The following is a 23,682-nucleotide window of genomic DNA, read 5'->3' as shown; positions in this document are numbered from 1 at the left end:
CGACGATGCGCCTCGCACACACGATGGCGGCGTACGCATACGCGGGCGAATAGTCAGGCTTCGTCGCGGAATTCGGATGCCGGTTCCGCGCTGGCGCGATCGCGCTGCAATGCATCCGCGATGTCATCCAGCGCCGTGGCCGTCGCATCACGCAAAGCCGATAGGCGTGCAGCAACACGTCGAAGATGAAGCGGAGGGAACACAAGAAGGTTCGTCAGAACTCCGACGATGATGCCGAAGGCCATCGTCAGCAGATAAGACACGGAGAACTCATCGGCTGCGGTGCCACCCAGCAGGAGGACGAACAGTCCGGCGATGGCTACCCAGTCGCTGCCGGCACCGAGAACCCTGATTCCTCCGATGATGATCCCGGCCGCGATGACAACGGCGACGGCGACGACGGCGGGACCGCCCAGGAGCACGATTCCCAATCCTCCGACTCCGAGCGCGATGCCGATCGCGAGTCCCGCCAGCGACTGCGCCCCCGCCCGCGCGGACCCTGCCAACGTCGGATACATGCTGACGAGAACGCCGAGAGGCGCGTAATACGATCTGTGTGCAGAATCAGATCATCGCCCGTGTCGCCGAATGCGACTGCCCCATTGACACCGCGCCCGATGAGGGTTCGCGGGTCAGCAGCTGGCGAGGTGTCGTTCAATCGCGTTCGTGAGAACACCTGAACCGCCCAACAGCACGACCTGACGGGTTGTACTGCTCTTCAGATAGGCAGATGTTCCTGCGGGCAAGCATGTCGTCCGAGACAGCAGCAGCGGTGATTTCGTCTTGCCGGCCAGTGGCGCAGCGGCCAGAGCATCCGCGAAGTTGGAGCCGGTTGCGATGAAGGCTTTCTCCTGTGCGCCGGGGAAAACCTTCTTCGCGATCGCCTCGGCGGTGGCGTACCGATCCTGACCGCCCAGACGAGTGACGCTGAATCCCTTCGACCTGAGACTCTGCTCGAAGCTGCTCGGAATGACACCTGTGCTGCCGACGAGGGTGATCTTCTTCACGCCCTTCTTCTGCAACAGCGACAACAGCTGAGCGTCAGGTTTAGCGCCCCGAACGGGGATGACGGTCGCGCCCTGTTTGATCGCGGCCGGGGCAGCTGCGAGGGCATCCGGATAGTTGGATCCCACCGCGAGGTAGGCGTGCTCAAGCTTGCCCTGCCAGAGCTTCTCCACCGCCATCATGCTCGTCGCATAGCGGTCGGCCCCTGCCATACGGATGTATTCGGTGTTCGGCAGATACCGACGAAGCTGGTTGACGACGTTCTCGCTGACAGCCCCTGTACCGCCCATGATGATGATGCGCTTCGGGCTGCGCTTCCAGATGGAGTGGATGAGGTTGTCCGTGAGCCCCTGTGACGGTGTGATGACCACAGGGTCGCCGCTTCGTCCAGCGATGGCTGCTGCCGACAGAGCGTCGGCGAATACCTGACCGGATGCAACATACAACGTGTCGCTCTTGGGGAACTGCGAGAGGATGCGGCGCGCCGTTTCATAGCGATCAGCGCCCCACAATCGTGAGACCTTCACCGTCGACGGCGTCACAACGACGTCGTCGATTCCCGAATCGGGTGATGACGAGTACCCGCCGAAGTTCTGGGTGAAGTAGGCCGTGCCTCGTGTCGCGCTGTAGGCGATGCCGATGCCGATATGGGTGGCGTTGGCGTTCATGATGTTGCGGTAGTGACCGGGAGAACGCAGCCACGCATCGACGACATCGGTGTAGTTGTAGCCGGCGGCCACATTCTCCGCCAGCCAGAACCAGCCTGCCGGTGACCCGGAGGCGTAGTTCGGGTTGTGATACATCCGATCGGCTCGGGCCTGCTGTTGTGACCAGCCTTGCGCCAAGTCGGTCAGGCCGCTGGACTGCTTCAGCGCGGGGAGGCCCTTGCTTGCGCGCGCAGCATTGGTCTCGTTGAAAATCAGCTGGCGCGCTTGCTGAACGCTGAGCACCTCGTTGTATGCGACGTTCGGTGAATCTGCGTTGGTGTCAGCGGCGTTGGCGGGAACGGCCGTTGTGAGGCCGAGCAGCACAGCAACGGCTGCAGCGAGGACGATCTTGAATCGCATGGTGTGTCTTTCTGATCAGCCCCCGCCGATACCCATCCGGGCATAAAAAAACCCGGCGCAACCGGGGTTCTCTGTGCGCGATACTGGGATCGAAGGTGTGTGAGCACCATGACATCCTGACCGTTCACGGTCACGATGTCCGACTTTGTCCCAGATTCACGACAGTTCCCGGTCGTGTAATTGTGCCATTTCGAGACACCGGCGTCCAATCGTCGCCACCATCTAGTGTGCGTTGGTGTGCAAAATCTCGACGTTCATCTATACGGAGCGTTCTACTGTTTATTGGATGAGTTCGCGGTCCTGCAGGAAAACGATGCTGCGGAAGTGTCCGGTGCCTCCATATCGGTGCTCTGGTCCGACTCTGACCCGCAGTCGTGCCCCGCTCCCACCAGCGTTAGGACAGCATCCTCGGTGGTCACTTCTGCGGTCTGCGACGATATTTCCGGCGAGGAACGCATCGCTCGCCATGCACATCTACTCACCGGCATTGACTGGGCGCTCGACAGCGAGCAAAACGACGAAGACGACGCTGAGTCGCTGAGCCCCGAAAAGCGCGCTGCTCAAGTGCGCGCGAACGACCTCATCAAAGGTCCTCTCTGTCATGCGAGCAACACCATCATTGACAGGCTACTCAGCGACATCTATGAACTCGATAATGCAGACGACGAGTTAAGCAGCGAAGACGCACTCGTGCTCTCCGACTTTCCTCCTCGATTCGTCAAGGCATACGGGCCGTTGGCGTGATGGTTCCTGCGCAGTGCAACTGGCGCATTCGACCCCACAATTTGGGGCGAATGCGCCACACACCTACGCCTGTTTGCGCCGCGAGGTGAGCACCAGGCCAGCTCCGACTAGCGCAAGGAGAACTGCTGCCACGATAGACGTCGCAGGATCACTGCCCGTGCGTGCTAGATCCGTTTCACCCACAGGATCAGTGACCGGCGGTGCCACCGGCACAGCAGACACCGTCAGCGTCGCCGGAGCACTGGTCACCGCATCAACCGTGTTTTCGGCAGTCACCCGATACTGGGTTCCAGACAATGCTTCCGTCGCGGTAACGGTGAGGGCCTTTCCGTCATCACTGACCATGCCGTCCGCTGCACCAACCGCACTCCAGGTGACACCGTCATCGGTGCTGAACTCCCACAACAAGCTCGGTTCCGGAGTGCCCGTCGTCTCGACCGTAAACATGGCAGCATCCCCCGCGGTTACCGCCTGGTCTTCAGGGTCAGTCACCGTCGGCGCCACCGGCGCTGCAGTCACCGTCAGCGTCGCCGCAGCACTCGTCACCACACCAACCGTGTTTTCGGCAGTCGCCCGATACTGGAAGCCAGACAATGCCTCCGTCGCCGTAACAGTCAGGGTCTTTCCGTCACTACTGACCGTGCCATCCGCTGCACCAACCGCACTCCAGGTGGCGCCGTCATCGGCGCTGAACTCCCACGACAAGCTAGGTTCCGGGGTGCCCGTCGCCTCGACTGTAAACGTGGCAGCATCTCCCGCGGTTACAGCCTGGTCTTCAGGGTCAGTCACCGTCGGCGCCACCGGCGCTGCAGTCACCGTCAGCGTCGCCGCAGCACTCGTCACCACACCAACCGTGTTTTCGGCAGTCGCCCGATACTGGAAGCCAGACAATGCCTCCGTCGCCGTAACAGTCAGGGTCTTTCCGTCACTACTGACCGTGCCATCCGCTGCACCAACCGCACTCCAGGTGGCGCCGTCATCGGCGCTGAACTCCCACGACAAGCTAGGTTCCGGGGTGCCCGTCGCCTCGACTGTAAACGTGGCAGGATCTCCCGCGGTGACCGCCTGGTCTTCAGGGTCAGTCACCGTCGGTACTACCGGCGCTGCGGTCACCGTCAGCGTTGCTGCATTACTGGACGCTGCGCCAACCGTGTTTTCGACTGTCGCCCGATACTGGAAGCCAGACAATGCCTCGGTCGCGGTAACGGTCAGGGTCTTTCCGTCACTACTGACCGTGCCATCTGCTGCACCAACCGCACTCCAGGTGGCGCCGTCGTCGGCGCTGAACTCCCACAACAAGCTCGGTTCCGGGGTGCCCGTCGTGTCGACTGTAAACGTGGCAGGATCTCCCGCTGTCACCACCTGATCCACAGGGTCAGTGACTGTCGGAGCTACCGGCACTGCAGACACCGTCAGCGTCGCCGCATTACTGGACGCTGCGCCAACCGTGTTTTCGGCTGTCGCCCGATACTGGAAGCCAGACAATGCCTCCGTCGCTGCAACGGTCAGGGTCTTTCCGTCGACACTGACCGTGCCATCTGCTGCACCAACCGCACTCCAGGTGGCGCCGTCATCGGCGCTGAACTCCCACAACAAGCTAGGTTCCGGGGTTCCCGTCGCCTCGACCGTAAACAAGGCAGCGTCCCCCGCCGTCACCACCTGGTCTGCAGGATCAGAAACCGTCGGAGCCACATCGGGAGCGACATAGGTGAACGCGTCCGCATACGTGATGTCTGGTTGGGCCACACCGTTCAGCTCCCACGACACAACAACATCAACTGGGCCAGCATCGTGAGGCGGGGTAGTGGCCGTCCACGACCCGTCGTCGTTATTCACGGGGGCGACCGCACCGGCCCCGCCAAACGAAACACCCGTTACTGTCGCATCCGTAAGAACCGGGGTCGGCACGTTCCTCTGATCCTTGGTACCGTCGCCCAGCTGCCCGTAGTCGTTGTCTCCCCAGGCATACGCGGTACCGTCTTCAGTAAGCGCGGCCGAATACGCAGAGCTTGCACTCACCTGCGTAAAAGTCGCCTGATCAGGCATCTCCACCCGCACCGGCACATGACTGTCCGTGTTTTTGCCGTCACCCAGCTCCCCAACGTAGTTGTATCCCCAGGCATACGCGGTACCGTCTTCATCAACCGCGACCGAATGTAACATGCCTGCACTCACCTGCGTAAAGGTCACCTCATCAGGCATCTGCACCCGCCCCGGCACCGGATTCGGCACCTGAATCTCCGTGGCTGTGCCGTTACCCAGCCTCCCGAACCTGTTGGATCCCCAGGCGTACGCGGCACCGTCGTCAGCAACCGCGAGCGAATACGCACTGCCTGCACTCACCTGTGTAAAAGACACCTCAGCAGACACCTGCACCGGCACCTGCACCGGCATGAACGCGGTTCTACCGTTACCCAGCTCCCCGTAGGTGTTGTTTCCCCAGGCATACGCGGCACCGTCTTCAGCAACCGCGATCGAATGTGAAGAGCCTGCACTCACCTGCGTAAGAGTCACCCCATCAGGGATATGCACCCGCACCGGCACGGAGCTGCCAACGAGTGAATCGTTACCCAGCTGCCCGTCGCGGTTGTATCCCCAGGCATACGCGGTACCGTCTGCAGCAAGCGCGACCGAATGAAGATAAGCTGCACTCACCTGCGTAAAGGCCAGCCCGCCAGGCATCTCTACCTCCACTGGCGCCCGCACAATAACCGAGCCTTCACCGGTACCCATCTGCCCGCGGCTGTTGTCTCCCCAGGCATACGCGGTACCGTCTGCAGTAACCGCGACCGAATGTGAGCCGCCTGCACTCACCTGCGTAAATTTCACCCCATCAGGCATATCCACCCGCACCGGCACCAGACTGTCCCCGCTTGTGCCGTCACCCAGCTGCCCGAGGTTGTTATCTCCCCAGGCATACGCGGTGCCGTCTTCAGCAAGCGCGACCGAATGTTCACGGCCTGCACTCACCTGCGTGAAGGTCACCCCGGGAGGTGGTGTAATCGTGACTTCGGTACCCCCTGTCACCGGTCCGCTCGCCGGGGCCAGCACCGCACTCGTCGGTGTCGATGCCGCGTTCGCCGGATCTGGCGCCGCGTTCGCCGCGCCCCCCACCCCGACAAGCCCCACCGCCAGACTTACAGCGAGCAGTCCCCGCAACACGTTACGCAACATCATTCAACAACTTTCCGTCGTTCTATCCGTATGGCGGCTCGGCCTCGAGCCAGAAAATAGTGTGTGGCAGCGCGCATTCGTCCCGATACTTCGGACGAATGCGCCACACACCTACGCGTGCTTGCGCCGCGAGGCAAGTAGAAGACCAGCTCCAACTAGCGCAAAGAGAACTGCTGCCGCGATAGCCGGTACAGGATCACTGCCCGTGCGAGCTAGATCCGTTTCACCCACAGAGTCAGTCACCGGCGGAGCCACCGGATCAGTGACCGGCGGAATCACCGGCGCTGCAGTCACCGTCAGCGTTGCCACAGCACTCGTCACCGCACCAACACTGTTCTCAGCAGTCACCCGATACAGGAAGCCAGACAATGCCTCGGTCGCCGCAACGGTCAGGGTCTTCCCGTCATCACTGACTGTGCCGTCCGCTGCACCCACCTCGCTCCAGGTGACGCCGTCGTCGGTGCTGTACTCCCACAACAAGCTCGGTTCCGGGGTGCCCGTCGTCTCGACCGTAAACATGGCCGCATCCCCCGCGGTCACCTCCTGGTCTGCAGGATCAGTAACCGTCGGTGCCACCGGCGCTGCAGTCACCGTCAGCGTCGCCGGAGCACTGGTCACCGCACCAACACTGTTCTCAGCAGTCACCCGATACAGGAAGCCAGACAATGCCTCGGTCGCCGCAACGGTCAGGGTCTTCCCGTCATCACTGACCGTGCCGTCCGCTGCACCCACCTCGCTCCAGGTGGCACCGTCGTCGGTGCTGTACTCCCACAACAAGCTCGGTTCCGGGGTGCCCGTCGTCTCGACCGTAAACATGGCAGCATCCCCCGCGGTCACCTCCTGGTCTTCAGGATCAGTAACCGTCGGTGCCACCGGCACAGCAGACACCGTCAACGTCGCCGGAGCACTCGTCACCGCACCAACACTGTTCTCAGCAGTCACCCGATACAGGAAGCCAGACAATGCCTCGGTCGCCGCAACGGTCAGGGTCTTCCCGTCATCACTGACCGTGCCGTCCGCTGCACCCACCGGACCCCAGGTGGCACCGTCGTCGGTGCTGTACTCCCACAACAAGCTCGGCTCCGGGGTGCCCGTCGTCTCGACCGTAAACATGGCCGCATCCCCCGCGGTCACCGACTGGTCTGCAGGATCAGTAACCGTCGGTGCCACCGGCGCTGCAGTCACTGTCAGCGTTGCCGCTTCACTCGTCACCGCATCAACACTGTTCTCGACAGTCACCCGATACAGGGTTCCCGACAATGCTTCCGTCGCGGCAATAGTCAGGGTCTTCCCGTCATCACTGACCGTGCCATCCGCTGCACCAACCACACTCCAGGTACTTCCGTCATCGGTGCTGAACTCCCACAACAAGCTCGGCTCCGGGGTTCCCGTCGCCTCGACCGTAAACATGGCCTCATCCCCCGCGGTCACCGACTGGTCTGCAGGATCAGTAACCGTCGGTGCCACCGGCGCTGCAGTCACTGTCAGCGTTGCCGCTTCACTCGTCACCGCATCAACACTGTTCTCGACAGTCACCCGATACAGGGTTCCCGACAATGCTTCCGTCGCTGCAATAGTCAGGGTCTTTCCGTCATCACTGACTGTGCCGTCCGTTGCACCAACCGCACTCCAGGTGGCGCCGTCGTCGGTGCTGAACTCCCACAACAAGCTCGGCACCGGGGTGCCCGTCGCCTCGACCGTAAACCTGGCCGCATCCCCCGCGGTTACCGCCTGGTCTTCAGGGTCAGTGACCGTCGGTGCCACCGGCGCTGCGGTCACCGTCAGCGTCGCCGGAGCACTGGTCACCGCACCAACACTGTTCTCAGCAGTCACCCGATACAGGAAGCCAGACAATGCCTCGGTCGCAGCAACAGTCAACGTCTTTCCGTCATCACTGACCGTGCCGTCCGCTGCACCCACCGGACCCCAGGTGGCGCCGTCGTCGGTGCTGTACTCCCACAACAAGCTCGGTTCCGGGGTGCCCGTCGTCTCGACCGTAAACATGGCAGCATCCCCCGCGGTCACCACCTGGTCTTCAGGGTCAGAAACCGTCGGTGCCACCGGCGCTGCGGTCACCGTCAATGTCGCCGGAGCACTGGTCACCGCATCAACACTGTTTTCGGCTGTCGCCCGATACTGGAAGCCAGACAATGCCTCGGTCGCCGCAACAGTCAACGTCTTTCCGTCATCACTGACCGTGCCGTCCGCTGCACCCACCACACTCCAGGTGCCGCCGTCGTCGGTGCTGAACTCCCACAACAAGCTCGGCTCCGGGGTGCCCGTCGCCTCGACCGTAAACCTGGCCTCATCCCCCGCGGTTACCGCCTGGTCTTCAGGGTCAGAAACCGTCGGTGCCACCGGCGCTGCGGTCACCGTCAATGTCGCCGGAGCACTGGTCACCGCATCAACACTGTTTTCGGCTGTCGCCCGATACTGGAAGCCCGACAATGCCTCGGTCGCCGCAACAGTCAACGTCTTTCCGTCATCACTGACCGTGCCGTCCGCTGCACCCACCACACTCCAGGTGCCGCCGTCGTCGGTGCTGAACTCCCACAACAAGCTCGGCACCGGGGTGCCCGTCGCCTCGACCGTAAACATGGCCTCATCGCCCGCGGTTACCGCCTGGTCTTCAGGGTCAGAAACCGTCGGTGCCACCGGCGCTGCGGTCACCGTCAATGTCGCCGGAGCACTGGTCACCGCATCAACACTGTTTTCGGCTGTCGCCCGATACTGGAAGCCAGACAATGCCTCGGTCGCGGCAACAGTCAACGTCTTTCCGTCATCACTGACCGTGCCGTCCGCTGCACCCACCACACTCCAGGTGCCGCCGTCGTCGGTGCTGAACTCCCACAACAAGCTCGGCACCGGGGTGCCCGTCGCCTCGACCGTAAACATGGCCTCATCGCCCGCGGTTACCGCCTGGTCTTCAGGGTCAGTGACCGTCGGTGCCACCGGCGCTGCGGTCACCGTCAGCGTCGCCGCATTACTGGTCACCGCATCAACACTGTTTTCGGCTGTCGCCCGATACTGGAAGCCAGACAATGCCTCGGTCGCCGCAACAGTCAACGTCTTTCCGTCATCACTGACCGTGCCGTCCGTTGCACCCACCGCACTCCAGGTGGCGCCGTCGTCGGTGCTGAACTCCCACAACAAGCTCGGTTCCGGGGTTCCCGTCGTCTCGACCGTAAACCTGGCCGCGTCCCCCGCGGTCACCGCCTGGTCTTCAGGATCAGTAACCGTCGGTGCCACATCGGGAGCGATATAGGTGAACGCGTCCGCATACGTGATGTCTGGTTGCGCCACACCGTTCAGCTCCCACGACACAACAACATCAACTGGGCCAGCATCGTGAGGCGGAGTGGTCGCCGTCCATGACCCGTCGCCGTTATCCACGAGATTGGTTGCACTGGCCCCGCCAAACGAAACACCCGTTACTGTCGCATCCGTAAGAACCGGGGTCGGCACGTGACGGTCCACGTCTGTGCCGTCACCCAACCGCCCGTCGCGGTAAGTTGACCAGGAATTGCCGTTGACTCCCCAGGCATACGCGGTACCGTCTGCAGTAACCGCGACCGAATGTCCATCGCCTGCACTCACCTGCGTAAAGGTCACCTCAGCAGGCATCCGTACCCGCACCGGCCTCCACACACCATCCGAGGGTCCGCCGATACCCAGCTGCCCGGACCGGTTGCCTCCCCAGGCATACGCGGCACCGTCTTCAGTAACCGCAACCGTAAAACGATGGCCTGCACTCACCTGCGTAAAAGTCACCCCATCAGGCATCTCCACCCGCACCGGCGCGTCACGCAGCTTGTCTGTGCCGTCCCCCAGCTCCCCGGCGATGTTGTATCCCCAGGCATACGCGGGACCGTCTTCAGTAAGCGCGACCGAATGCCACCTGCCTGCACTCACCTGCGTAAAGGACAGCCCAGCAGGCATCCGCACCCGCACCGGCGCCGACACCCAGCTGCTCGCGGTTGTGCCGATACCCAACTGCCCGTCCTTGTTATATCCCCAGCCATACGCGGCACCGTCTTCATCAAGCGCGACCGAATGCCAATTGCCTGCACTCACCTGCGTCAAAGACATCCCAAAAGGCACCTGCACCGGCACGTTACTGTTCGTGGTTGTACCGATACCCAGCTGCCCGTACTCGTTGTATCCCCAGGCATACGCGGTGCCGTCTGCAGTAACCGCGACCGAATGTGAGCCGCCTGCACTCACCTGCGTAATAGACACCCCATCAGGCATCTCCACCCGCACCGGCACGTAACGCCGCCTGTTTGTGCCGTCCCCCAGCTGCCCGTACTGGTTGTTTCCCCAGGCATACGCGGTACCGTCTTCAGTAACCGCGACCGAATGTTCGCCGCCTGCACTCACCTGCGTAAATTTCACCCCAGCGGGCATCTCCACCCGCACCGGCACCCTACTGATCACGCCTGTGCCGTCACCCAGCTGCCCGAAGCCGTTGTCTCCCCAGGCATACGCGGCACCGTCTGCAGCAAGCGCGACCGAATGATAATCGCCTGCACTCACCTGCGTAAAAGTCCCCCCAGCAGGTCGTTCAATCGTGACTTCGGTACCCCCTGTCACAGGTCCGTTCGCCGGATCTGGCGCCGCGTTCGCTGCGCCCCCCACCCCGACGAGCCCTACCGCCACACTCACAGCGAGCAGTCCCCGCAACACGTTACGCATCATCATTCAACAACCTTTTGTCGTTCTATCCGTATGGCGGCTCAACCTCGACCCAGAAAATAATGTGTGGCAGCGCGCATTCGTCCCGATACTTCGAACGAATGCGCCACACACCTACGCGTGCTTGCGCCGCGAGGCAAGTAGAAGACCAGCTCCAATTAACGCAAAGAGAACTGCTACCGCGATAGCCGGTACAGGATCACTGCCCGTGCGAGCTAGATCCGTTTCACCCACAGAGTCAGTCACCGGCGGAGCCACCGGATCAGTGACCGGCGGAATCACCGGCGCTGCAGACACCGTCAGCGTCGCCGGAGCACTGGTCACCGCATCAACACTGTTTTCGGCAGTAACCCGATACTGGGTTCCCGACAATGCTTCCGTCGCCGCAACAGTCAACGTCTTCCCGTCACCACTGACCGTGCCATCCGCTGTACCCACCGGACCCCAGGTGACACCGTCATCGGTGCTGAACTCCCACAACAAGCTCGGTTCCGGGGTTCCCGTCGCCTCAACTGTAAACATGGCAGCATCCCCCGCCGTCACCACCTGGTCTTCAGGATCAGTAACCGTCGGAGCCACCGGCACAGCAGTCACCGTCAGCGTCGCCGCTTCACTCGTCACCGCATCAACACTGTTTTCGGCAGTCACCCGATACAGCACTCCCGACAATGCCTCCGTCGCCGCAACAGTCAACGTCTTCCCGTCACCACTGACCGTGCCATCCGCTGCACCAACCGGACCCCAGGTGGCGCCGTCGTCGGTGCTGTACTCCCACAACAAGCTCGGCACCGGGGTTCCCGTCGTCTCGACCGTAAACATGGCAGCATCCCCCGCGGTCACCGCCTGGTCTTCAGGATCAGTCACCGTCGGCGCCACCGGCACCGCAGCCACCGTCAACGTCGCCGCTTCACTCGTCACCGCATCAACACTGTTTTCGGCAGTCACCCGATACAGGGTTCCCGACAATGCTTCCGTCGCCGCAACAGTCAACGTCTTCCCGTCACCACTGACCGTGCCATCCGCTGCACCCACCGCACTCCAGGTGACGCCGTCGTCTGTGCTGAACTCCCACGTCACACCGGGTTCCGGGGTGCCCGTCGTCTCGACCGTAAACGTGGCAGGATCTCCCGCGGTCACCGCCTGGTCTGCAGGGTCAGTGACTGTCGGTGCTACCGGCGCTGCGGTCACCGTCAGCGTTGCTGCATTACTGGACGCTGCGCCAACCGTGTTTTCGGCTGTCGCCCGATACTGGAAGCCAGACAATGCCTCGGTCGCAGCAACGGTCAGGGTCTTCCCGTCACCACTGACCGTGCCATCCGCTGCACCCACCACAGTCCAGGTGACGCCGTCGTCGGTGCTGAACTCCCACGTCACACCGGGTTCCGGGGTTCCCGTCGTCTCGACCGTAAACGTGGCAGGATCTCCCGCGGTCACCCACTGGTCTGCAGGATCAGTAACCGTCGGAGCCACCGGCGCTGCAGACACCGTCAGCGTTGCCGCTTCACTCGTCACCGCATCAACACTGTTCTCGACAGTCACCCGATACAGGGTTCCCGACAATGCTTCCGTCGCCGCAACAGTCAACGTCTTCCCGTCACCACTGACCGTGCCATCCGCTGCACCCACCGGACCCCAGATGACACCGTCATCGGTGCTGAACTCCCACAACAAGCTCGGCACCGGGGTGCCCGTCGCCTCAACCGTAAACATGGCCGCGTCCCCCGCGGTCACCACCTGGTCTTCAGGATCAGAAACCGTCGGTGCCACATCGGGAACGATGATATAGGTGAAGGCGTCCGCATACGTGATGTCTGGTTGCGCCACACCGTTCAGCTCCCACGACACAACGACGTCGACTGGGCCAGCAGCGTGAGGTGGAGTGGTGGCCGTCCATGACCCGTCGCCGTTATTCACGAGATTGGTTGCGCTGTCCCCACCAAACGAAACACCCGTTACTGTCGTATCCGTAAGAACCGGCACCGGCGTGTCACTGTCCATGTCTGTGCCGTCACCCAGCTGCCCGTAGTTGTTGTGTCCCCAGGCATACGCGGTACCGTCTTCAGTAAGCGCGACCGAATGATAAGTGCCTGCACTCACCTGCGTAACAGTCACCTCAGCAGGCATCTGCACCTGCACCTGCACATTACTGTCCGTGGTTTTGTCGTCACCCAGCCGCCCGTCGGAGTTGGATCCCCAGGCATACGCGGTACCGTCTGAATCAACCGCGACCGAATGTGAGCCGCCTGCACTCACCTGCGTAACAGTCACCCCATCAGGGATCTGCACCCGCACCGGCACATTACTGTCATCGATTGTGTCGTCACCCAGCCGCCCGTTGCCGTTGGATCCCCAGGCATACGCGGTACCGTCTGAATCAACCGCGACCGAATGTGAGCCGCCTGCACTCACCTGCGTAACAGTCACCCCATCAGGGATCTGCACCCGCACCGGCACATTACTGTCATCGATTGTGTCGTCACCCAGCTGCCCGTACCTGTTGTATCCCCAGGCATACGCGGTACCGTCTTCAGCAAGCGCGACCGAATGTGAGCCGCCTGCACTCACCTGCGTAAATTTCACCCCAGCAGGCATCTGTACCTGCACCGGCACATTACTGTCCGCGGATGTGTCGTCACCCAGCTGCCCGTCGCCGTTGTGTCCCCAGGCATACGTGGTGCCGTCTGCATCAACCGCGACCGAATGATAATTGCCTGCACTCACCTGCGTAACAGTCACCCCATCAGGGATCTGCACCCGCACCGGCACATTACTGTGCGTGTTTTTGCCGTCACCCAGCTGCCCGTACCTGTTGTATCCCCAGGCATACGCGGTACCGTCTTCAGCAAGCGCGACCGAATGTGAGCCGCCTGCACTCACCTGCGTAAATTTCACCCCAGCAGGCATCTGTACCTGCACCGGCGCGCCACGGCTCCAGGGTCTGCCGTCACCCAGCTGCCCGTAGTTGTTGAGTCCCCAGGCATACGCGGTACCGTCTGCATCAACCGCGACCGAATGATAAGAGCCTGCACTCACCTGTGTGAAGGTCACCCCGGGAGGTGGTGTAATCGTGACTTCGGTGCCCCCTGTCGTAGGGCCGTTCGTCGGGGTCAGCACCGCACTCGTCGGTGTCGATGCCGCGTTCGCAGGATCTGGCGCCGCGTTCGCCGCGACCCCCACCCCGACGAGCCCTACCGCCACACTCACAGCGAGTAGTCCCCGCAACGCGTTACGCAACATCACTCAACAACCTTTTGTCGTTCTATCCATATGGAGGCTCGCCTGAGAGCCAGAAAATAGCGTGTGACAGCACGCAGCCTTCAGCAGGGCAGTCGGCAAGGCCCGATCCGCCACGAAACCACGCCCACGCATACTCACTCCTGTACCGTCTTCGGTACCAGTGTTTCGAGCACTGTTTCCAGGCCTGCGAGCCCGGTCGACGCTTCGATTTCCGCGCCAATCTTCCGGGTGCGTTCGGCGTAGCCTGGGTCTGCGAGCACCCGCCGCACCGCCGAACCCACCTGTTCGGGCGTTGGCCGGTTCGTGCGCAGACGCACCCCAGTACCCGTCCACTGCACACGGGCAGCGACCTCGGCCTTGTCTTCGGTCGCACCCGCAACGACGAGTGGCACCCCATGCTCGAGCGCGTAATGCACTCCGCCGTACCCGCCGTTACTCACATACACGTCCGTAAGAGGCAGGAGCCTGTCGTGTGGCAGGTACTCGGCCACTCGCACGTTCGCAGGTAGTGGCGATGGGAGGGTCGAAAGTGGCCGCCCACCCGTGCTGACGACCACGAGTACATCATCGTCAGCGAGCGCAGTCATAGTGGGGGTGATGAGTTCGTCGTAGTCAGTGTTCGCGATCGTGCCCTGACTCACGTGCACCACAGGCCGCGACCCATCAAGCTCAGACCACCACTCCGGCAACACACCATCACTCTTCGTGGCACGAGACAGGGGGCCCACGAAGTGCACGGTCTCTGGCAGGTCGCTTCGTTCGTACTCAAAACCCGGAACAGTGAACTGCACAATCGCATCAGCCCGCGAAGCGCCCGACATAAAGAACCCGTCAGGTTCTTTCCCCGTCGCTTCCAACAAGATCTGCTCGGCCTGTTTCTGCACCCCACCAAAGATGACTTTCTTCGTGAGCACGGCAAGCACAGCATTACGCACCCGGCCGAGCACGCCAGGCCTTGGAAGAATCCCCAAACCAAACGGGGCCGTGTCGCGGCTTTCCACCCCCAACGGAATGATTCCAAGATTCACAATCGCGGGCCGTTCTGCACGGGGCCTCGAGAGCAACCCCACAGCCCCAATAAACATGCTCTCAACGAGGATCGCATCGACCGGCTCCTGCGCGATCGCGTCATCGACTGCGCGAATCTGCATCGGCGCGGGTTTCAAGAAAATATTGCTCACGTCCCAGCGAATCCCCGCCACCCCGGTCTTCCCGACCCGGCCAGGGAACGCGACATTCATATCTGTGTCGTCGTAGTCCGCCCCTGTTGGGAGCGCCAGAAACTCAGCCCCGGTGCTCCGCACCCGGTCAGCGTAACGCTGCCCAGTCAAGAAACGCACCCGATGACCTTGCTGCACGAGATAACGCGAAACCGCAAGCAACGGTGTCACGTGACCATGAACAGGAGTACTGCAGATCAGGAACGAGCTCATGCACGACTTTCGCTAGAGGGCAGACCACGGTAATCTTTCTAATGAAATTAGTATTCACTGCACCTGGAGGCAAGTCAATATGCCTGGTCAGGAACCACGCCCGCGCACCCGCCGATATCAATCCGAGGTGCGCACAAACCAAGCCGCCGCAACACGGTCCCGAATCTTGGATGCCGCAGCCGCCCTGTTCACCGTCGCCGGCTACACCGGCACCTCACTCGCCGACATCGCGCACGCAGCGGGCGTCTCCGTCGAAACAGTGAAGCTCGGCGGACCCAAACACCGCCTCCTGCTTGACGCATTCACACACAGCTTTGCCGGCAGCGACGACATTGCATCGCTCGCCAGTCACGGCCCAGTCGCCGAGATTACCGCTGAAATCGACAACACCCGCTACCTCGCAGGCATCGCGCACTTTGTAGCGGAATCGAACCGACGCAGCAGCATTCTCTGGACGGCACTCCTGTCAGCAGCCAGATCCGACGCTCTCCTCCGCAAAGAACTCGACGGGCTGCAACAACGCCGCCGCGCAGACATGCTCGTACTCGTTGACGAACTCCGCCGCCGCGGATTCGCGGAAACTGACCGGCCACGAGAAGCGGTCGCGGATAGCATCTCATTCATCCTGTCGCCCGAAGGATACAACCAGCTCGTACACGGCTCGGGCTGGAGCCAACCCGACTACGAAACCTGGCTCGCACGCACCGTACTCCACGTCTGCGCCCGAGACTGACCACCACAGCCACCGGCCGGAACCGATACCCAGCAGATGTCCAGGCATCCGAGTGCGTCGCGCCGCAGACTCCTGCCTCGAGACTGATGAAAGCCCCACAGCAACGACTCACCCCGCGATACTGGGGCGGCGCAAGACTAAAACCAACAGCAATCATGAAACTGCCTGAAACGGCGAAAAACCCCGACCAACAGACAATAGCTGTTCATCAGGGTTCCTTGACGTTCACCCGCGATAGTGTCGGTTACTTGTCGTTTGTGCGCGATACTGGGATCGAATCTGTATCAGGGTTACTGGGTAGATCGGCGGATTCCCAGGGTTTTTGCGCGTTTTGGTGCGGATCGGGGCGTGTTGTGTTAATGTCACTGGAAGACCTAAGCGGACACGATATGACACACGGTATTGCACGGTATTGCACGGCGAGAGGATCAGAGCATGGCAGCGAAGCGAAAGCGGCGTGAGTCCTTCGGGGCCGTACGCAAGCTTCCTAGTGGTCGCTACCAGGCGTCCTACACCGGCCCGGATGGTGAACGGCATAACGCACCCCAGACCTTCCACGCGATCGAAGACGCCCGCGGTTGGCTGGCACGCAAGCGCATCGAGATTGAAGACGGCGAATGGTCCCCCAGTGGGGCTAAGGCGATCAAGGCAGCGAAGGTCGGTAAAACTGAGACGTTCGCCACGTACGCGGAACAGTGGATCTCAACCCGCACGAACCGCCATGGTGACCACCTGCGCCCCCGGACCGCTTCTGAGTACCGTCGCCTAGTCGGTGGCCCGCTCTCGACGTTCTCAGAGGTGCGTCTACGGGGAATCGGTACTGAGGAGGTGCGCGCCTGGTATTCGGCGCTGATCGCGGCCGGCACGAAGACGCAAGCCGCACGCGCTTACGAGTTGTTGAAGTCGATTCTTTCGACCGCTGTTCAGGATGGGCGCATCAAGTCGAACCCGTGCCAGATCCGCGGCGCTGCGTCGGCATCCACCGGCAAGAAGGTTGTGCCGCCGACCGCTGCAGAGTTGCAAGTGATTGTGGCGAAGATCGCACCTCAGTACAAGGCCGCAGTAATCATCGCCGCATGGTCTGGCGTCCGGTATGGGGAACTTACCGAGCTTCGCCGTAAAGACATTGAGATCTTGAAAGCGGACGACACGATCAGCACCGACGTTATCGCGTTGAACATCGCTCGAGCAGTCGCGCATGTCACCGGCGAGGGGTACATCGTGGGACAGACGAAGAGCGAAGCGGGTGTGCGGACCATCGTTCTTCCCCCGCACGTAAACCGGATCGTTGAGGATCACCTGAGAGAGCACGTAAACCCGTTCCCTGAGTCGCTGCTGTTCCCCGCTGCGGATGGGCATTCTCACCTCGCTCAGAGTTCGTTCTATAAGCACTGGAACCCGGCAAGGATCGCCGCTAAACGCCCGGATCTCCCGTGGCACGGTCTACGGCATTACGGCGCTACGCGGGCAGCTCTGGCTGGTGCGACGTTGAAAGAGTTGCAGTCACGGTTGGGGCATTCGACTGTTGCCGCTGCGATGAGATACCAGCACACGGCTGGACGTGACGAAGAGCTTGCAAGGCGCATGAGTGACCTTGCCTGAGGTGCGCGAATTCGCGCAGCTGAAATGAAGATGCCCCCGGCGTGCTGGAACACGACGAGGGCGAGACATCAACAACTAGGAGTCGAAATGTCTACTGACCAGATTACCGTCACGAGTGCTGAGCTGATCGCCGCGCACCCTGAGATCACCGCCGCTGCTCCCGGATGGGCTGACACGATCGACGCTGATATCGACTTCGACGACATTTCTGTCCTCTACGAAAGGTCGTTTGGGTCTGTCGAGATCGGCACCGCTGGTCGCATCCGGGATGGCGTTGTGCACTTCCCCAACCAGCCCCCCGCGTTCGTCTACTTCCGTGAAAACGAAACGGGTGTGACTGCGGCTGACCTTCGACAGTTCGCGGCAGAGTTCATCGCCGCGGCTGACGCGATGGAGCGGGACGCATGAACGCCACCAATCACACCATCCGCCCGAAGTACGACATTGACCTAGCAATCATCGAGGGCACAAAGGTGATGGCCTTCTGCGGAGACGTATTCATCCCGACCGTCACGCCTGGCACAAGCGGCAGGGCCGACGTACCCGGCGCACGCTATTGCGAGGCATGTGAAGAGTCCATGACTATCTCTGAGGAGTGGTCGCGGATCAAGGACGAGAAGAACCGTCTCATCCGTGAGATGCGGATGCTCGAGAAGGCGCACAAGTCGCTGATCCGGGAGCAGCAGGAACTACGCACGACGACAAAGCGCACTCGCGAGACTGTCGACGCTTAGGCGAAGGAGTGGCAATGGTTTGGGATAAGCCGACACGTGACGAAGTAATCGGGTGGCGTGAGGAGGGGTTGACGTGGGATGAGATCGGCAGCAGGTGCGGCGTCTCACGGTTCACGGTTTCGAACTGGGTGCGCACACTCAACCTTCCTGCCGAACGGACACGGCCGACGAGATCCCAAACGACTGCCGATGAGATCCGGGTGCTGCTATTAGAGAAGCAATACAGCGATCGGGCGTTGGCAACGCATCTGGGGTTGTCGGTCGAGAGTGCACAACGTAGACGGTTACGTGCCGGTGTTCGACGTGATGAGAACGGGAAAGCGGTAGATGTAACTGATTGACCGAGCGTGGGGCTTCTGTCCCACCTCTTCCCCTCTGTGGCGCAATGGATAGCGCATCGGGTGTTCTACCCCGGAGAGTGCAGGTTCGATTCCTGTCAGAGGGTCCACGTTTCGCGCAGTTCTGCGTCTTTTGTCGCGCGCAAAATCCGTATGGATAGTCGACACTCGCTGATATCCCATAAATGGCGTGTGATCAGCGATTAGTCCCCGTGTCGGGGCCGCTTCGTAGACTTTAGAGTCCAGGCACGAACAAGGCGGATCACACCGATTCGCTGGATGTCGAGCACGACCAGATGCAGGAACACGGCCCGCCACGAGACGGGAGCCGGGACACGCGGGAGGCGCTCCGCGAAATCAACCAAGATGCCGGATCATCCCACTCGCCAAGAGTGGGCATCTCCTGCACTTAAACACGTCCATCAAGCCTCTGCAAAGGCCGTGGACGCCAAATATTCAATTCGATCTTGGGGATCGTGTGTCAAAACTAACACACGCACCGATCCCCCACAAGAAATGGGGACGACATGACTGCATCAAACTGGCTGACACTCACCGAGGCCGCCGAACTAGCCGGCGTGAGCACAAAAACGATCCGCCGGCGCATCGCTGACAACAGCTTGATCGCCCGACGCATGGGTCCGAAACTCGTACGCGTAGACCGTCGCAGCGTGGAGAACTTCGGGACCGCTCTTTGAACGCCGAAACGCTAGCCGCCTACCATGCAGGCCGCGTAGACGAACGCGCACTAATCGAGACGGAACGGGCGCGCGCGCTCGCAAACCTCCGAAGCAAAGCCAACCACTGGCACGACCGACGCCTACACGCGCTCAACATAGCCGAGCAGGCCGGTCCCGACGCATACGCCGCAGAACGCGCAGTACAAGGGCTACTCCCCTACGCGCAACCCACAACGAAGGAGGCCGCAGCATGACTGACGCTCGTCAACTGCTACTCACGCCGGCAAGCCAAATCCCGATACGACGGCAACGCTGGTTCTGGCAAGACCGCGTGCCGATGGGAACCGCAACAATCTTTGCTGGGCACGGCGGTGAGGGTAAATCCACGTTCGCACTGTACCTCTCCGCACTCGCTATCAAGGGCGAGCTGGAAGGTGACCTACGCGGCATTGGTTCAAACATCCTCATCATCTCGCACGAGGACGACTGGGGAACGGTCATGAACCCCCGGCTAGTCGGTGCCGGTGCCAGCCTCGACAACGTGTTCCGGCTGTCTGTCGAAACGACCGTGGATGAAGTCACCGCCGAGACAGTCCCTGCACTGCCGATGGATCTAAACCTGATTCGTCAGGCAATCACCGACACGGACGCACGACTGTTGATCATCGACCCGATCACCTCCACCATCGGCGGGGATCTGTACAAGGTCGCTGACGTACGCCGCGCACTCGACCCACTCGCAGCACTCGCGCAGGAACTCGACATCGCGGTTATCGGGATCATGCACTTCAACAAGGGCACCGGCAACGCATCGAACAAGCTGTCCGGGTCGCACGGGTTCCGGGACGTTGTGCGCTCACTGCTGCTATTCGCAACGGACGACGAAACAGAACAGCGCATCGTGACCGTCGACAAGTCGAACTACTCGAAAGAGCGTGGCGCATCATTCGCGTTCAACCTAGTATCCACCGATGTCGCGGCTGCTGACGGAGAGATCACGTCAGTCGGTGCCGTCGAATATCTCGGAGAAACCGACATCTCGGTGAGCGACATCATCAACCGGATGCCGAGCGAAACCGAAGGCGTGAGCGATGAACGCAACGCGGCGCAAGCGTTTCTCCTCGACTACTTCAACGGCCGGGAAGCGTTCGAGGCCGCAGCGGGAGATGTCCTCAAGGCGGGGCGTGCTGCTGGGTTCACTGATACGGACATCAAGAATGCCCGCCGCCGTTGCCGTAACCCACGGATCGAATCGCAGAAGTCAGGGTTCGGTGCCGGCTGGGTTTGGGCGATCGTCCACGAAGGCGTCACCGAAGGTGCCCAAGGTGCCACCTCTCAGAAGGGCGACACCTTGGGCACCTTCGTGACACCTTCGACGCCGCGTGAGCCTCAAGGTTCTCAAGGTTCTCACCTCTCAGAACGTGAGAACTATGAGAACGATGGGTTCTGCCCGGTCTGTGCTGAGCCGGTCGGGATGATCAACCTCGACTACTGCGACACCAGCGACACAGCCCACGCAAACCACCGTGCAGATGCGGCGGTGACCGCATGAGCGCTTGCCCTGACTGCGTAGCCGAAGTGCGGCTAGTGGAGATCCAGCCGCACATGCAAGTCGCACAGATCTTCCACGACGACACCTGCCCGCTAATGCAAGCAATGAAGAAGCGAGGAACTAACCATGCCTGACCTGTCAGATGCGTTCTCACAGATCCGAGAACTGCAATCAGAAGTACGCCGGCTACGATCCGGCATCCAGCTCGAAAACTCATCCATCACAGATGGCCGTATGCGTTTCATCGGCGGTCTGCTGCGTGTGGACTCCGGTGGCAAGGTCGAAATCGTCGGCACGCTGGATATCGACGGAACAACCACCGTCACCGGATCATTCACCGTCACCGGCCCCTGGGAGCTCGAGGGTGACGGCACGATCACGGGCGATGTGACCATCACCGGCAACGTCACGTCAGTCGGCACGTTCACACAGAACGGACCCTGGCACCTCAACGGGCCTGGCGATATCGATGGCGACTATACCCAAACGGGAAGCGCCACGGTCAACGGCGGTGGCAAGATCACCATCCAAGGTGCGGGCGGTGACGTTGTTCTCGATAGTTCCTACAGTGACCCGCGCATCTTGCTGGGCGCTGCGAACATCAACGCCGGCCCCGGAGCCCTGTCGTTCAACACGGGCGGCGCAGGTGTCTCCATGTACCTCACGGACGGCACGATCCGAATCCCTGCAATGGCCACCAAGCCTGTAGGCGACGTACCAGGCGGCATCGCCGGAATGGTCTGGGCTGACCTCGCAGGCAAGTTCTGGAGGCTCGCATGACTGTGAGGTCGGTCGTGCTGTGCGACCACTGCGACGAATCCGTGTTCGACCTCGGGGCACGCGGATCACACTCCGAGCTGACATCCGCCGCGCATCGAGCCGGTTGGACATCCATCTACGACGGCAAGTGGAAAAACGCGTGTGACGAATGTAACCGAAAGAACAAGGAGAACGAATGAGGCGAGAAATCACCCTCGGATGGCCCGAAGAACACGCGGGCGTCCGTGACGTACTCGGCCCCGGATACATCAAATGGGCGGGCCTGCCACGAATCGTAGAAAACGACAACGGCAACTGGCTTTGGATAGCACGCCCGCAATTCCTTGACGAACAGGTCTTTGACGACTTCCTGAACCTGAGAGATGCCGGATATCAGATATCAATCAGGCCAGCCGGCGACCGACTACTCATAACCATCCGAGAAGAGGAAACGTCATGAGCATAAACGACGCCCTACAGGACTGGCTCAACCAACGTGCGGAAGAAAACACCGCAACGCAAACCACAACAACCGCTGACGCATTCGCCGCAGCAATCAACGCAGCACTAAACCAAGGAGAAACCGAATGAGCATTCAGGCAGACATCCAGACCATCCAGAACAACGGCGCAACACTCACCAAGCGCCATGAAGAGATCGAGGAGCGTTGGAACGCATACGTCGCCACCGAGCGCGTACCAGCATCCGTGCGCTTGGCCGAAGCCGTCGTTAGCGGTGAAGGCGATATTGCACTCCTCGAGGAACTCGCAATCGCTGAGACCCAGTACCCCGCGAGCATCCGCGGTGCTGCACTCATCCGGGCACGACAGGTCATCGATATCAAGATCGCAGCCGAAGTGAAGATCTCCGGCCGCGACGCTTACGAGAAGTTCCAAGCCGAGTTCAACGCCGCCGCGATTAAGTTCGATGAGGCCGCGAGCATCCAGTCCCCCGCAGCAGACGGCGCGATCCTCGTCGGTGCCAGCCAGAAGATCCAGAAAGCATGGATGGACGGTAACGCACTCACCCTCGAGCTCAACCGGCTCTTCGGCGCACTGCAGGCCGCAGCACGCCTCACCGGCATTCACGTAACCCCACAGTCCGCACAAATGGGACTCGTCATCGATCGCAACGGTGCACACCGCCGCAAGGTCTGGACGGCATGGACTGACGAACACCGCTGGGTCGCAATCCTCGCAACCGGAGCAACCATCCAGGCACCCAACCTCGACGACTACCAGCCGTTCCGTGAGCCCGCACCAATCGTGGGAAGCGGTGGCAGTCCCGCCCACTTCGACCCCGAGGACTACGAGGACAGCGACGACCCGCGCCACATCGCCGCAGTAGCAGCATCCAAGCGCACCGACACGTTCGCACCGTACGCGATGGCAATGCAGGAACTCGCCAACTAACAAACCCCGGGGCCGGTCTACCACTCAGACCGGCCCCTTCTGCACTAGGAGGTCATCGTGAGCAGAACAGCAACCACCGCATGGCGACGCATCGCCCGGAAAGTACGAGCACAAGGCCGAGCAGCCAACACGCCATGCCACCTCTGCCGAGGACGCCTAGGCCCCATCGACTACAGAGAACAGCGACAGGCAGATGCAGAAGCGAGGGCCCGGGGGGAGTACTGGCTCGTCGGCCAACCCCGACCCCTCGCACTCGACGTAGACCACCTCACCCCACACGCAGCAGGCGGGAAAGACACCCTCGAGAACGCCGCCCCATCCCACTCAGCCTGCAATAGATCCGCTGGCGCGAAAGGCGCAACCACCACACGCAAGACCAAACCAGTCGCAGTCGCCGGACACTGGACACCCAACACCGGCACCGGACCACGACTCCCCGGCCACGCACTACCAGGCACACGAACAAAGACACACACCTTCACAGCCGGATGAACACGACGGGCCCCCGACCCTGGGG

The 23,682-nt window shown here is 61.5% G+C and carries 18 protein-coding genes and 1 tRNA gene; 13 read left to right on the top strand and 6 right to left on the bottom strand.

The genetic code is table 11. The annotated features are described in order from the left end of the window. Positions 1 to 53: 53 nt before the first annotated feature. A complete protein-coding gene (locus tag ACSS7Z_RS09990) occupies positions 54 to 506 on the bottom strand; it encodes an aromatic acid exporter family protein (protein WP_438254497.1) in 453 nt (150 codons plus the stop codon). 126 nt (positions 507 to 632) lie between these two features. Beyond that, a complete protein-coding gene (locus tag ACSS7Z_RS09985) occupies positions 633 to 2,072 on the bottom strand; it encodes a cell wall-binding repeat-containing protein (RefSeq protein ID WP_438254496.1) in 1,440 nt (479 codons plus the stop codon). 237 nt (positions 2,073 to 2,309) lie between these two features. Between ACSS7Z_RS09985 and ACSS7Z_RS09980 the strand changes: the two genes are divergently transcribed. Continuing rightward, on the top strand, positions 2,310 to 2,816 hold the full coding sequence (locus ACSS7Z_RS09980; RefSeq protein WP_438254494.1) for a hypothetical protein: 507 nt from the start codon (positions 2,310 to 2,312) through the stop codon (positions 2,814 to 2,816). A gap of 63 nt (positions 2,817 to 2,879) precedes the next feature. Here the strand turns inward: ACSS7Z_RS09980 and ACSS7Z_RS09975 are convergent, their stop codons facing one another. The 4 genes from ACSS7Z_RS09975 to ACSS7Z_RS09960 all read right to left on the bottom strand — a co-directional run bounded on the left by ACSS7Z_RS09975 (position 2,880) and on the right by ACSS7Z_RS09960 (position 15,262). Continuing rightward, complete coding sequence (locus ACSS7Z_RS09975; protein WP_438254492.1) at positions 2,880 to 5,993, bottom strand: RCC1 domain-containing protein; 3,114 nt, start codon at positions 5,991 to 5,993, stop codon at positions 2,880 to 2,882. Between the two features lie 108 nt (positions 5,994 to 6,101). Beyond that, a complete protein-coding gene (locus ACSS7Z_RS09970; protein WP_438254491.1) occupies positions 6,102 to 10,691 on the bottom strand; it encodes an RCC1 domain-containing protein in 4,590 nt (1,529 codons plus the stop codon). A 108-nt stretch (positions 10,692 to 10,799) separates the two neighbouring features. Next, complete coding sequence (locus ACSS7Z_RS09965; RefSeq protein ID WP_438254852.1) at positions 10,800 to 13,922, bottom strand: RCC1 domain-containing protein; 3,123 nt, start codon at positions 13,920 to 13,922, stop codon at positions 10,800 to 10,802. A 134-nt stretch (positions 13,923 to 14,056) separates the two neighbouring features. Continuing rightward, positions 14,057 to 15,262 (bottom strand): glycosyltransferase, encoded by a 1,206-nt coding sequence (locus ACSS7Z_RS09960; protein ID WP_438254489.1) that lies wholly within the window; start codon positions 15,260 to 15,262, stop codon positions 14,057 to 14,059. A gap of 220 nt (positions 15,263 to 15,482) precedes the next feature. Here ACSS7Z_RS09960 and ACSS7Z_RS09955 point away from each other — a divergent pair, with 220 nt between their 5' ends. The 12 genes from ACSS7Z_RS09955 (at position 15,483) to ACSS7Z_RS09900 (ending at position 23,657) form a co-directional block, all read left to right on the top strand. Continuing rightward, a complete protein-coding gene (locus ACSS7Z_RS09955; RefSeq protein WP_438254487.1) occupies positions 15,483 to 16,088 on the top strand; it encodes a TetR/AcrR family transcriptional regulator in 606 nt (201 codons plus the stop codon). 435 nt (positions 16,089 to 16,523) lie between these two features. Then, positions 16,524 to 17,690, top strand: a complete 1,167-nt coding sequence (locus ACSS7Z_RS09950; RefSeq protein WP_438254486.1) for a tyrosine-type recombinase/integrase — start codon at positions 16,524 to 16,526, stop codon at positions 17,688 to 17,690. A gap of 87 nt (positions 17,691 to 17,777) precedes the next feature. Beyond that, positions 17,778 to 18,098, top strand: a complete 321-nt coding sequence (locus ACSS7Z_RS09945; RefSeq protein ID WP_438254485.1) for a hypothetical protein — start codon at positions 17,778 to 17,780, stop codon at positions 18,096 to 18,098. Then, positions 18,095 to 18,424, top strand: a complete 330-nt coding sequence (locus ACSS7Z_RS09940) for a hypothetical protein (RefSeq protein WP_438254484.1) — start codon at positions 18,095 to 18,097, stop codon at positions 18,422 to 18,424. Before ACSS7Z_RS09945 ends, ACSS7Z_RS09940 begins: the two co-directional genes overlap by 4 nt. 371 nt (positions 18,425 to 18,795) lie before the next feature. Continuing rightward, positions 18,796 to 18,872, top strand: a tRNA-Glu gene (locus tag ACSS7Z_RS09935). Between the two features lie 417 nt (positions 18,873 to 19,289). After that, complete coding sequence (locus tag ACSS7Z_RS09930) at positions 19,290 to 19,460, top strand: helix-turn-helix domain-containing protein (RefSeq protein WP_438254482.1); 171 nt, start codon at positions 19,290 to 19,292, stop codon at positions 19,458 to 19,460. 232 nt (positions 19,461 to 19,692) lie between these two features. Beyond that, on the top strand, positions 19,693 to 20,994 hold the full coding sequence (locus ACSS7Z_RS09925; protein ID WP_438254480.1) for an AAA family ATPase: 1,302 nt from the start codon (positions 19,693 to 19,695) through the stop codon (positions 20,992 to 20,994). Between the two features lie 126 nt (positions 20,995 to 21,120). Continuing rightward, positions 21,121 to 21,774, top strand: coding sequence for a hypothetical protein (locus tag ACSS7Z_RS09920; RefSeq protein WP_438254479.1), 654 nt, complete (start codon positions 21,121 to 21,123; stop codon positions 21,772 to 21,774). 175 nt (positions 21,775 to 21,949) lie between these two features. Then, positions 21,950 to 22,213 (top strand): hypothetical protein, encoded by a 264-nt coding sequence (locus tag ACSS7Z_RS09915; protein ID WP_438254478.1) that lies wholly within the window; start codon positions 21,950 to 21,952, stop codon positions 22,211 to 22,213. Continuing rightward, positions 22,210 to 22,344, top strand: coding sequence for a hypothetical protein (locus tag ACSS7Z_RS09910; protein ID WP_438254477.1), 135 nt, complete (start codon positions 22,210 to 22,212; stop codon positions 22,342 to 22,344). Before ACSS7Z_RS09915 ends, ACSS7Z_RS09910 begins: the two co-directional genes overlap by 4 nt. Beyond that, entirely contained in the window at positions 22,341 to 23,165 is an 825-nt protein-coding gene (locus ACSS7Z_RS09905; protein ID WP_438254476.1) for a hypothetical protein, read from the top strand. Before ACSS7Z_RS09910 ends, ACSS7Z_RS09905 begins: the two co-directional genes overlap by 4 nt. A 57-nt stretch (positions 23,166 to 23,222) precedes the next feature. After that, positions 23,223 to 23,657, top strand: a complete 435-nt coding sequence (locus ACSS7Z_RS09900; RefSeq protein WP_438254474.1) for an HNH endonuclease — start codon at positions 23,223 to 23,225, stop codon at positions 23,655 to 23,657. Positions 23,658 to 23,682 lie beyond the last annotated feature (25 nt).

This window comes from Microbacterium wangyouchuni, assembly GCF_051546305.1.
Classification (GTDB): domain Bacteria; phylum Actinomycetota; class Actinomycetes; order Actinomycetales; family Microbacteriaceae; genus Microbacterium.
This window is presented reverse-complemented; position numbering and strand designations above follow the sequence as displayed.